The following is a 255-nucleotide window of genomic DNA, read 5'->3' as shown; positions in this document are numbered from 1 at the left end:
AGGGTCGGCAGCGGCAAATCCAGCACGTATTGTTGCAGGTCGTCATTCAACGAGATCACATCCCCTATTTAGTTAAGTGCTTAACTATAAATAATATAATTCTAAATGGGTCAACTGTCAATTACCTGCTTCCTATACGCTCCGGGAGTCATTCCCGTCAACGTTTTGAAATTTCGATGAAAGTGAGTCAGGGTGTCGTACCCGCAGATTTCAGCGATTTGTCCGATAGATTTCTCGTGGTGTAGCAGGAGCTCT

At 44.7% G+C, this 255-nt stretch carries 1 protein-coding gene; it reads right to left on the bottom strand.

Translation table 11 applies throughout. The features are described 5' to 3' along the window. Positions 1–110 precede the first annotated feature (110 nt). Positions 111–248 carry a helix-turn-helix domain-containing protein gene (locus CF394_RS03820; RefSeq protein WP_341476723.1) on the bottom strand — a complete coding sequence of 46 codons (138 nt, stop codon included), beginning with the start codon at positions 246–248 and terminating at the stop codon, positions 111–113. Positions 249–255 lie beyond the last annotated feature (7 nt).

The sequence above is a fragment of the Tetzosporium hominis genome (assembly GCF_002265435.1).
GTDB classification, from domain to species: domain Bacteria; phylum Bacillota; class Bacilli; order Bacillales_A; family Planococcaceae; genus Chryseomicrobium; species Chryseomicrobium hominis.
The sequence above is the reverse complement of the archived record's forward strand: the minus strand, read 5'-3'. Positions and strand labels throughout refer to the sequence as shown.